Source organism: Streptomyces sp. NPDC053513 (genome assembly GCF_044544765.1).
GTDB lineage: Bacteria > Actinomycetota > Actinomycetes > Streptomycetales > Streptomycetaceae > Streptomyces > Streptomyces litmocidini.
Map to the genome: position 1 here is coordinate 138151 of NZ_JBITXP010000016.1, position 10728 is coordinate 148878.

Annotated in this window: 9 protein-coding genes; 1 reads left to right on the forward strand and 8 read right to left on the reverse strand. The window is 71.7% G+C overall.

Annotated elements, in window-relative coordinates; all coding sequences use genetic code 11:
- Window positions 1-71: 71 nt before the first annotated feature.
- Entirely contained in the window at window positions 72-1301 is a 1230-nt protein-coding gene (locus tag ACIGW4_RS25815) for a DUF349 domain-containing protein (protein ID WP_123450384.1), read from the forward strand.
- Window positions 1302-1397: 96 nt separating this feature from the next.
- Here ACIGW4_RS25815 and ACIGW4_RS25820 read toward each other — a convergent pair whose 3' ends face one another.
- The 8 genes from ACIGW4_RS25820 to ruvC form a co-directional block, all read right to left on the reverse strand.
- Window positions 1398-3860, reverse strand: a complete 2463-nt coding sequence (locus ACIGW4_RS25820; RefSeq protein WP_123450386.1) for a bifunctional (p)ppGpp synthetase/guanosine-3',5'-bis(diphosphate) 3'-pyrophosphohydrolase — start codon at window positions 3858-3860, stop codon at window positions 1398-1400.
- A 227-nt stretch (window positions 3861-4087) separates the two neighbouring features.
- On the reverse strand, window positions 4088-4639 hold the full coding sequence (locus ACIGW4_RS25825) for an adenine phosphoribosyltransferase (RefSeq protein WP_123450388.1): 552 nt from the start codon (window positions 4637-4639) through the stop codon (window positions 4088-4090).
- Window positions 4636-5706 (reverse strand): protein translocase subunit SecF, encoded by a 1071-nt coding sequence (secF, locus tag ACIGW4_RS25830; RefSeq protein ID WP_123450390.1) that lies wholly within the window; start codon window positions 5704-5706, stop codon window positions 4636-4638. The genes ACIGW4_RS25825 and secF overlap by 4 nt, the downstream gene beginning before the upstream one ends.
- A gap of 1 nt (window position 5707) precedes the next feature.
- Complete coding sequence (secD, locus tag ACIGW4_RS25835; protein WP_123450392.1) at window positions 5708-7471, reverse strand: protein translocase subunit SecD; 1764 nt, start codon at window positions 7469-7471, stop codon at window positions 5708-5710.
- A 145-nt stretch (window positions 7472-7616) separates the two neighbouring features.
- Window positions 7617-8084, reverse strand: coding sequence for a preprotein translocase subunit YajC (gene yajC / locus ACIGW4_RS25840; protein WP_123450394.1), 468 nt, complete (start codon window positions 8082-8084; stop codon window positions 7617-7619).
- Between the two features lie 165 nt (window positions 8085-8249).
- Complete coding sequence (gene ruvB, locus ACIGW4_RS25845) at window positions 8250-9329, reverse strand: Holliday junction branch migration DNA helicase RuvB (protein WP_398714104.1); 1080 nt, start codon at window positions 9327-9329, stop codon at window positions 8250-8252.
- 27 nt (window positions 9330-9356) lie between these two features.
- Window positions 9357-9989 carry a Holliday junction branch migration protein RuvA gene (gene ruvA, locus ACIGW4_RS25850; protein WP_123450398.1) on the reverse strand — a complete coding sequence of 211 codons (633 nt, stop codon included), beginning with the start codon at window positions 9987-9989 and terminating at the stop codon, window positions 9357-9359.
- Entirely contained in the window at window positions 9986-10549 is a 564-nt protein-coding gene (gene ruvC / locus ACIGW4_RS25855) for a crossover junction endodeoxyribonuclease RuvC (protein ID WP_123450401.1), read from the reverse strand. The genes ruvA and ruvC overlap by 4 nt, the downstream gene beginning before the upstream one ends.
- Window positions 10550-10728 lie beyond the last annotated feature (179 nt).

Consider the following 10728-nt stretch of genomic DNA (forward strand, 5'->3'; position numbering starts at 1 on the left):
GGCCCGCCGGGAAACTGTGGACGATGCCCGGGGGGTACGACCCCGCGACGGCATCATGGTGAGGAGGCGCTGTGAGCAGCGACCCGTGGGGCCGCGTCGACGAGACGGGCACCGTGTACGTGCGGACGGCCGAGGGCGAGAAGGTCGTCGGATCGTGGCAGGCCGGCACCCCTGAGGAGGCCCTGGCCTACTTCGAGCGCAAGTACGAGGGCTTGGTTGTCGAGATCGGCCTCCTCGAGAAGCGGGTGAGGACCACCGACCTCTCGGCGAAGGACGCCACCGCGGCGATCGAGCACATCCGGCAGCAGGTCGACGAGCACCACGCCGTCGGCGACCTGGCCGCGCTCTCGGCCCGTCTGGACAAGCTCGTCGAGACGGTCGACTCGCGCCGCGAGGAGCGCAAGGCCCAGAAGGCCAAGCAGACCGACGAGGCGCGTACGGCCAAGGAGAAGCTCGTCGCCGAGGCCGAGGAGCTGGCCCAGAGCGAGCAGTGGCGCTCCGCGGGCGAGCGGCTGCGGGCGCTCGTGGACACCTGGAAGGGCCTTCCCCGGCTCGACCGCAAGTCCGACGACGAGCTGTGGCACCGCTTCTCGCACGCCCGCTCGGCGTTCTCGAAGCGCCGCAAGGCCCACTTCGCGTCGCTGGACGCCCAGCGCGAGGAGGCCCGCAAGGCGAAGGAGCGTCTGGTCGCCGAGGCGGAGTCGCTGTCGAACTCCACGGACTGGGGCAACACGGCGGCCCGCTACCGCGAGCTGATGGCGGAGTGGAAGGCGGCCGGCCGGGCGCAGCGCGAGCACGAGGACGACCTGTGGAACCGCTTCCGCGGCGCCCAGGACGTCTTCTTCGCGGCGCGCGGCGAGGTCTTCGCCGAGCGGGACGCGGAGCAGACCGAGAACCTCAAGCTGAAGGAGGAGCTCGCGTCCGAGGCCGAGAAGCTGGTGCCGGTGACGGACCTGAAGGCGGCGCGTGCGGCCTTCCGCTCCCTCAACGAGCGCTGGGAGGCCATCGGCCACGTCCCGCGTGACGCCCGGCCCAAGGTCGAGGGCCGGATGCACGCGGTGGAGCGGGCGATCCAGGAGGCCGAGGAGGCCGAGTGGCGCCGGACGAACCCGGAGGCGCGTGCGCGTGCCGCGGGTCTGACCGGTCAGCTCCAGGACGCCGTGGAGAAGCTGCGCAAGCAGATCGACGCCGCCCGCGCGGCCGGCAACGACGCCAAGGCCGACAAGCTGGCGCGTGAGCTGGAGGGCCGTCAGGCCCTGCTCGACCAGGCTCTGAAGGGCCTGGAGGAGTTCGGCGGCTGACGCCCCGACCCCCGCTGCTGTACGAGGAAGGCCCCCGGCTCCGTGCCGGGGGCCTTCCTCGTGTGCGCCGTTGCGGACGCCTGGCGGTGTGCGCCGTTACGGGCGCCGGGCGCTGGTCACGCGGTAGACGTCGTAGACGCCTTCCACGCCCCGCACGGCCTTCAGGACGTGGCCGAGGTGCTTCGGGTCGCCCATCTCGAAGGTGAAGCGGGAGGTGGCCACCCGGTCGCGGGAGGTCTGGACGGCCGCCGAGAGGATGTTGACGTGCTGGTCCGAGAGGACGCGGGTGACGTCCGAGAGGAGCCGGGAGCGGTCCAGGGCCTCGACCTGGATGGCGACGAGGAAGACCGAGGACTGGGTGGGCGCCCATTCGACGTCCAGGATCCGCTCGGGCTCCCGGGACAGCGACTCGACGTTGACGCAGTCGCTGCGGTGCACGGACACGCCGCTGCCGCGGGTGACGAAGCCGATGATCGGGTCGCCGGGCACCGGGGTGCAGCAGCGGGCCAGCTTCACCCAGACGTCCTCGACGCCCTTGACGACGACGCCGGGGTCGGCGCTGGAGCGGCGCTTGGAGCGGCCGCGGGTCGGCGGGGCGGCCTCGTCGATCTCCTCGGTGGCGGCCTCCTCGCCGCCGAGCGCCTGCACCAGCTTCTGCACGATGGACTGGGCGGTGACGTGGCCCTCGCCGATCGCCGCGTACAGCGAGGAGATGTCGCTGTAGCGCATCTCGTGGGCGAGGGTGACGAGGGAGTCGCCGGTCAGGATCCGCTGGATCGGCAGGTTCTGCTTGCGCATGGCCCGCGCGATGGCGTCCTTGCCCTGCTCGATGGCCTCGTCGCGGCGCTCCTTGGAGAACCAGGCGCGGATCTTGTTCCGGGCGCGCGGTGACTTGACGAAGCCCAGCCAGTCGCGGGAGGGGCCGGCACCGGCGGCCTTGGAGGTGAAGACCTCGACCAGGTCGCCGTTGTCGAGGGTCGATTCGAGCGGCACGAGCCGCCCGTTGACCCGCGCCCCTATGGTGCGGTGGCCGACCTCGGTGTGGACGGCGTACGAGAAGTCGACGGGGGTGGCGCCGGCGGGCAGCGCGATGACGTCGCCCTTCGGCGTGAAGACGAAGACCTCGTTCCGGGAGAGGTCGAAGCGCAGGGACTCCAGGAACTCGCCGGGGTCCTCGGTCTCCTTCTGCCAGTCGAGGAGCTGGCGCAGCCACGCCATGTCGTTGAGGTGGTCGTCCTTGCCGGTCTTCTTCGGCACGTCGGTGCGCACCTTGGAGGCTCCGGCGACGGCCTCCTGCTTGTACTTCCAGTGCGCGGCGATGCCGTACTCGGCACGCCGGTGCATGTCGAAGGTGCGGATCTGGAGCTCGACGGGCTTGCCGTTGGGTCCGATGACCGTCGTGTGCAGCGACTGGTACATGTTGAACTTCGGCATCGCGATGTAGTCCTTGAACCGGCCGGGGACCGGGTTCCATCGCGCGTGGACGGTGCCGAGGGCCGCGTAGCAGTCGCGGACGGTGTCCACGAGCACGCGGATGCCGACCAGGTCGTAGATCTCCGCGAAGTCACGGCCGCGGACGATCATCTTCTGGTAGACGCTGTAATAGTGCTTGGGGCGACCGGTGACGGTGGCCTTGATCCGGGCGGCCCGCAGGTCGGCCTGGACCTCGTCGGTCACTATGGCGAGGTACTCGTCCCGCTTGGGGGCGCGCTCGGCGACGAGGCGGACGATCTCGTCGTACATCTTGGGGTAGAGGATCGCGAAGGCGAGGTCCTCCAGCTCCCACTTGATGGTGTTCATGCCCAGGCGGTGGGCCAGGGGCGCGTAGATCTCGAGGGTCTCGCGGGCCTTCTTCTCCTGCTTCTCCCGCTTGAGGTAGCGCATGGTGCGCATGTTGTGCAGGCGGTCGGCGAGCTTGATGACCAGGACGCGCGGGTCCTTGGCCATGGCGACGACCATCTTGCGGACGGTCTCGGCCTGCGCGGCCTCGCCGAACCTGACCTTGTCGAGCTTGGTGACGCCGTCGACGAGCAGCGTGACCTGGTCGCCGAAGTCGCGGCGCAGGTCCTCCAGGCCGTACTCGGTGTCCTCGACGGTGTCGTGGAGCAGTCCGGCCATCAGGGTCGCCGGGTCCATGCCGAGCTCGGCGAGGATGGTGGTGACGGCGAGCGGGTGCGTGATGTACGGGTCGCCGCTCTTGCGCTTCTGGCCGCGGTGCCAGCGCTCGGCGACCTGGTAGGCCCGCTCGATCTGGCGGAGCGTCGCCGTCTCGATCTTGGGGTCGTTGGAGCGGACGATCCGCAGCAGCGGTTCGAGGACCGGGTTGTACGGGGAGGAGCGCTGGACGCCGAGCCGGGCGAGGCGGGCGCGGACGCGGTTGGAGGAGCCGCCGGAGCGGGCGGGCGCGGGCCGCTCGGGGGCGGCGGGCGCGGGGGCGGGCGCAGCAGGCGTGGGCCTGGTCTCCGCTGGCTTGTTCTGGGGCGTGCCGGTCCCCGGCGCGGCCTTCTCGGCCTTCGGGTCGGGCTGCGCGGCGGAGAGTGACTGGGCCTCGTCTGGCAAGAAGCGCTCCTCTGGGGTCCCCCCGGACGGAGTCTGGGGGAGGTTCCGGGTCCCCCGGTCAGGCCCGGAAAGGCCATGGTATCGAGCCATGAGTGTCCGTGCTCACGCGCCCGGGTTTCGGACGGCGTCCGGACGGGCAGCGCCACGGGCACCGGGTCGTTCCGGAGAACGCGGAAGGGCGCCCCGGGGATTCCCCGGAGCGCCCCGATCGGGGGTGGACCCCGATGTCAGACCGTGATCAGTGCCGTGAGCGGCGCGCCGTTCAGGGCCGGTTCCAGTCGGACGCGGCCCGGGAGGAAGCCGAGCTCCATGAGGACGGCGACGCCCGCGACCTCGGCGCCCGCGCGGCGGATCAGCTCGATGGAGGCCTCGGCCGTGCCGCCGGTGGCGAGGACGTCGTCGATGACCATGACGCGGTCGCCCGCCTCCAGGTCCTCGGCGTGCACCTCGATCTCGGCGGTGCCGTACTCCAGCTCGTACGCCTGGCGGAGCGTGGCCCCGGGGAGCTTGCCGGCCTTGCGGACCGGGATGAAGCCCAGGCCCGCGCGGACGGCCACCGGGGCGGCCAGGATGAAGCCGCGGGCCTCCAGGCCGACGATCTTCGTCGCGCCGTGCGCGGAGCACAGCCCGGCGAGGGCGTCGGTGAGCGCCGTGAACGCCGCCGGGTCCGCGAGCAGCGGCGTGATGTCCTTGAACAGCACGCCCGGCTTCGGGTAGTCGGGGACGTCACGGATGCGGCTGAGCAGGAGCTCGGTGACGTCCTGGGCCTCCGCGGTCATCCTCGGCGCTCCTGGGTGCCGCGGCGGCCCGCCCGGGGGCCCACGACGGCGGCCTCGGCGGACGGGTCGCCCGCCGCGTCCAGCGGCTCGCCCTTGGCGGCGGCGCCGGCGCGCTTGGCCAGGATGCGCTTCCTGAGCGCCTTGATCGACGGCTCGCGCTCCTTGAGGTCCGCCACGAGCGGGGTGGCGATGAAGATCGAGGAGTACGCACCGGCGGCGAGACCCACGAACAGCGACAGCGAGATGTCGTTGAGCATGCCGGCGCCGAGGACGCCGCCACCGATGAAGAGCAGGCCGGCGACCGGCAGCAGCGCGACGACGGTGGTGTTGATCGAACGGACCAGGGTGCCGTTGATCGAGCGGTTGGCCAGCTCGCTGTAGGTGTAGCGGGTCTGCTTGGTGATGTCCTTCGTCTGCTCCTTGAGGGAGTCGAAGACGACGACGGTGTCGTACAGCGAGTAACCGAGGATCGTCAGCAGACCGATGACCGTACCCACGGTGACCTCGAAGCCGACCAGCGAGTAGATGCCCACCGTGATCGTGAGGTCGTGGATGAGGGCGACGAGTGCCGCGACCGCCATTCGCCACTCGAAGGCGATGGCCAGGTAGATCACCACGAGGATCATGAAGACCCCGAGGCCGGTCCAGGCCTTGTTCGCGATCTGCTCGCCCCAGCTGGGGCCGACGAGCTCGGCCGCGATCTTGTCCTCGGGGACGTTCAGGTCCTTGGCGAGCTCTCCGCGGACCTGGTCGGACTTCGCGGTGTCGAGGCCGCCGACCTGGATGCGGAGCGAGCCGCTGCCGAGCTCCTGGACGATCGCGTCGTGGCCGGAGGCCTTCTCCGCGTACTCCTGGGCCTGGCTGACGGAGACGGCGGTCTTCGGGGTGGTGAAGACGGCGCCGCCCTGGAACTCGATGCCCATGTTGAGGCCGCGGACGGCCAGGGCGACGATGGCGGTGATGGTGATCAGGATGGACAGGCCGTACCAGATCTTGCGGTTGCCGATGAAGTCGTAACCGACCTCACCACGGTGGAGCCGGGCGCCGAGATCGCCGAGCTTCGACATCTCACGCCTCCTTCATGTCGACGGGGGCGTGGGGACGGCGGGTGCGGCGCAGCGGCGGCTTGGCGCCGAGACGCTTCGGGTCCAGGCCGGACCACTTGTGGCCGTTGCCGAAGAACTTGGTCCGGGCGAGCAGCGTCATGACCGGCTTGGTGAAGAGGAACACCACGACGATGTCGAGCAGGGTGGTCAGGCCGAGCGTGAACGCGAAGCCCTGGACCTTGCCGACGGTGACGAGGAACAGCACGGCCGCGGCCAGGAACGACACGAAGTCGGAGACCAGGATCGTGCGGCGGGCGCGCGGCCAGGCGCGCTCGACGGCCGGGCGGAGCGTGCGGCCCTCGCGGAGCTCGTCGCGGATGCGCTCGAAGTAGACGATGAACGAGTCCGCGGTGATGCCGATGGCGACGATGGCGCCGCAGACGGCCGGCAGGTTCAGCGCGAAGCCGATGGCCGGGCCGAGCAGGGCCATGAGCACATAGGTGAGGAGCGCCGAGACGCCGAGGCTGAGGATGGCGATCAGCGACAGGCCGCGGTAGTAGGCGACCAGGTAGATGATGACCAGGCCGAGGCCGATGGCGCCGGCGAGGAGACCCGCCTGCAGCTGGTCACCGCCGAGCGCGGCGGTGACGGTGTCGACGCTCTGGGTCTGGAAGGCGAGCGGCAGGGCGCCGTAGGACAGGATGTTGCCGAGGTCCTGGGCGGACTGCTGGTTGAAGCTGCCGGAGATCTGGGCGCTGGCGCTCAGCGTGGTCTGCACGCGGGGCGCGGAGACGACCTCGCCGTCCAGGACGATCGCGAACTGGTTCTGCGGCTCGGTCTGCTGCGACAGCTTGCTGGTGATCGACTGGAACTTCTTCGAGCCGGCGTCCGTGAACTCCATGTCCACGATCCACTGGCCGGTCCGCTGGTCCAGGCCGGCCTTCGCGTTGTCGACGTCCTTGCCGTCCACCTCGGCCGGGCCGAGGAGGTACTTCTCCCACTGGCCGATCGCGTTCTTGCCGCAGGCCACGGTGGGCTCGGACGACTTGACGCCCTGGCCGGCGGCGGCGCGGGCCTTGGGGTCGAGGCAGTTCAGAGCGGTGAACTTCTGCTCCAGCGCCGCGGTCGCCGGGTCGGGCTTCGGGGTCGCCTGCGGGGTCCCGGTGGCCTTCGGCTTCCCGGAGGAGCTCGCGGTGGGCGTCGGGCTCGGGGCCTTGAGGGCCTCGGTGAGCGCACGGCCCTGCGTGGAGGCGGTGGCCGTGGGGGTGGCCGGCTTCTTCTCGCCCACCGTCGCGCCGGAGGAGGCGGAGGCGGTCGGCTTCGGCGCGCCCGAGGGCTTGCCCGAAGGCGTGGCGCTCGGCGCCGTCTGCGGCGCGGCGGGCGCGACGGCGAGGACGGGCCGGAAGTAGAGCTGGGCGGTCGTGCCGACCTGCTCGCGGGCCTGCTTCTCGTTCGTCCCGCGAGGGATGTTGACGACGATGTTCTCGGCGCCCTGCGTCTGAACCTCGGCCTCGGAGACACCCAGACCGTTGACACGGCGCTCGATGATGCCGACCGCCGTGTTCATGTTGGTCTCGTTGACCGCCGACTCCTGGCCGGGCTCGGCCTTCGCCTTGAGCGTGATCGACGTGCCGCCGGCGAGGTCGATGCCGAGGCGCGGGGTGGTGTGCCCCGACCAGAACATCCCGCCGGTGAGCGCGACCATGGCGATCAGGATGAATGCCAGGGCGCGGCCCGGACGGCTCTGTCCCCCCGCCGGCCTTCGGCCCTTCTTCGGTGCTGCCACCTTGTCGTATCTCCCTGTCCAACCGCCTCACGCCGGGTATGCGCGAGACGGCCACGAAGTGTGTGTGGGGACCTGCCCCCGCAGACGTGGAACCGTTCCGGGGACCGTGCACGCCGGTGGGCGTGCGCGCGGTCCCCGGCCGCGACTACTTCGCGTCGGTCTCGCCGTCGGCCTTGCCGTCCTTCTGACCCTCGGCGTCGGCCTCGGCCGCGTCCGACTTCTTCGTCAGGTCGGCCTTCGGCGCGTCCTCGACGGTCTGGGTGTCCTCGGCGGCCTCGGTCAGCGAGGAGGCGTCGTCCGGGACGACGGTGCCGGCGTCCGGCTCCTCGTCGTCGCCGTGGACGATCCGGTTGTACTCGGAGTCCTCGAGGACCGCGCCGATCGCGTTCTTGGCGTAGACCGCGTGCACGCCCGGCGCGACCTCCAGGAGAACGGTCTCGTCGCCGATCTCCTTGACGGTGGCGTACATCCCCCCGATCGTCCGTACGCCGGTGCCGGGCTGCATCTCGTTGCGCATCTGCGCCGCCGCCTGCTGCTTCTTCTTGGCAGAGCGGGTCATCAGGAACATGGCCCCGATGAGGACGATGAAGGGGAGGAGGGTCACGATGCTCACGGGACGGGTTTCCTTCGCACGGTCGCGGAGAACCCGCGGCCTGATCTTCGGGGGTGGGCGCGCCGACCAGAATGGGCGGCATCGGCGGAGTCTAGGCGAGTCCGCATCGATGGAACAACGTCCAGCATCGCACCGCGGTTCCGGTCCGGGCGAGTGTCCGCACCGTCACGCCCCGAAGAGCCCCTGTTGTCCCGTTCCCACACCGCCCGGGCCCGCTGCCTGCGGCGGAACGAGTCCGAGGTGCGTCCACGCCGCCGGTGTGGCGACCCGGCCGCGGGGAGTCCGGGCCAGCAGGCCTTCCCGTACGAGGAAGGGTTCGGCGACCTCCTCGACGGTCTCGCGCTCCTCCCCCACGGCGACCGCGAGGGTGGACAGGCCGACCGGTCCGCCGCCGAAGAGCTTGAGCAGGGCCTCCAGGACCGCCCGGTCGAGCCGGTCGAGGCCGCGGCTGTCCACCTCGTACACGCTGAGGGCCGCCTCGGAGACCGTCCTGGTGATCACTCCATCGGCCCTGACCTGGGCGTAGTCGCGGACCCGGCGCAGCAGCCGGTTGGCGATGCGGGGCGTGCCGCGGGAGCGGCCGGCGATCTCGGCGGCGCCGTCGGGGTCGATCTCGACGTCGAGGAGTCCGGCGGAGCGGTGGATCACGCGCTGGAGCTCGGCCGGGTCGTAGAACTCCATGTGGGCGGTGAAGCCGAAGCGGTCGCGCAGCGGGGGCGGCAGGAGACCGGCCCGGGTGGTGGCGCCGACCAGGGTGAAGGGCGGGAGTTCGAGCGGGATGGCGGTGGCGCCGGGGCCCTTGCCGACGATGACGTCGACCCGGAAGTCCTCCATCGCCATGTAGAGCATCTCCTCGGCGGGCCGGGACATGCGGTGGATCTCGTCGAGGAAGAGGATCTCGCCCTCCTGGAGGGAGGAGAGGATCGCGGCGAGGTCGCCGGCGTGCTGGATGGCGGGGCCGGAGGTGATGCGGATCGGCGCGTTCATCTCGGCGGCGATGATCATCGAGAGGGTGGTCTTGCCGAGGCCGGGGGCGCCGGAGAGCAGCACGTGGTCGGCGGTGGCGCCGCGCTGGCGGGCGGCCTTGAGGACCAGGTCGAGCTGCTGGCGGACCTTCTCCTGGCCGACGAACTCGCTGAGGTCCTTGGGGCGCAGGGCCGCCTCGACGGCCTGGTCGTCGCCCTCCGCGGAGGCGCCGACGAGGCGCGCGTCCGACTCGGCGGTGCTGTCGTCGTCCCAGTTCACGGTGATGGTCTTCCTTCGTACGGGAGGTCAGCGGGCCCGGTTGAGGGTCTGCAGGGCGGCGCGGAGCAGCTGCGGCACGGGGGCGGTGCCGGTCTCGGCGAGGGCGGCCTCGGCCTGCGGGGTGACGGCGCTGACGGCCTCCTCGGCCTCGCGGCTCGCGTAGCCGAGGCCGATCAGGGCGGCGGACAGCTGCTCGGTCCACGGCGCGGGGCCGGAGGCGGCGGCGCGCTGGGCGCCGACCAGTCCGCTGCTGCCGAGGGGGGCGCCGAGCTTGTCCTTCAGTTCGAGGAGGAGCTTCTGGGCGCCCTTCTTGCCGATGCCGGGGACGGCGGTGAGGGCCTTCTCGTCGCCGGTGGAGAAGGCGAGGCGCAGCGCGTCGGGGCTGTGCACCCCGAGCATGGCCTGGGCGAGGCGGGGGCCGACGCCGCTGGCGGTCTGGAGGAGCTCGAAGACCTGCCGCTCGTCGTCGTCGGCGAAGCCGTACAGGGTGAGGGAGTCCTCGCGGACGACGAGGGAGGTGGCGAGCCGGGCGTGCTCGCCGAGGCGCAGGCCGGCGATGGTGTTCGGGGTGCACTGGACGGCCATGCCCACCCCGCCGACCTCGACGACGGCGGTCGTGGGGGCGAGGGCGGCGACGGGGCCGCTGACGAAGGCGATCATCGGGTTCGGCCTTTCTCTGCGGAGGCGTGCCGGGCGGCGGCCTGCTGGAGACGGTTCTGGGCGACGGCCTGCTGCAGGCGGTTCTGGGCGGGGGCCCGCCAGATGTGGCAGATGGCGAGGGCGAGGGCGTCGGCGGCGTCGGCCGGCTTGGGCGGGGCGGAGAGCCGGAGCAGCCGGGTCACCATGGCCCCGACCTGGGCCTTGTCGGCGCGGCCGCTGCCGGTGACGGCGGCCTTGACCTCGCTGGGGGTGTGCAGGGCGACGGGGATGCCGCGCCGGGAGGCGCAGAGCATGGCGACCGCGCTGGCCTGGGCCGTGCCCATCACCGTACGCACGTTGTGCTGGCTGAACACCCGCTCCACGGCGACGAGTTCGGGCGAGAAGCGGTCGAGCCACTCCTCGATGCCGCGCTCGATGCCGACCAGGCGCGTGCCGATGTCGTCGTCCGCGGCCGTGCGCACGACGCCGACGCCGAGCATGGTCAGGGGCCGGCCGGCGACGCCCTCGACGACACCGACGCCGCACCGGGTCAGTCCGGGGTCCACCCCGAGTACGCGCACGCCGCTCCTTTCCCGCTTCCCTGATCGCAAGTCTGTTTGTGCAGGCTATCGGCTGCCACTGACAACGCAGCGGGGGGGGGGGGGGGGGGGGGGGGGGGCGCGCGGGGGGCGCGGGGGGGGGGGGGGGGGGCCGGCGCCCTTCAGGATCGCGGGCGGGGGGTGTTGTGGTGTGGTGTTTT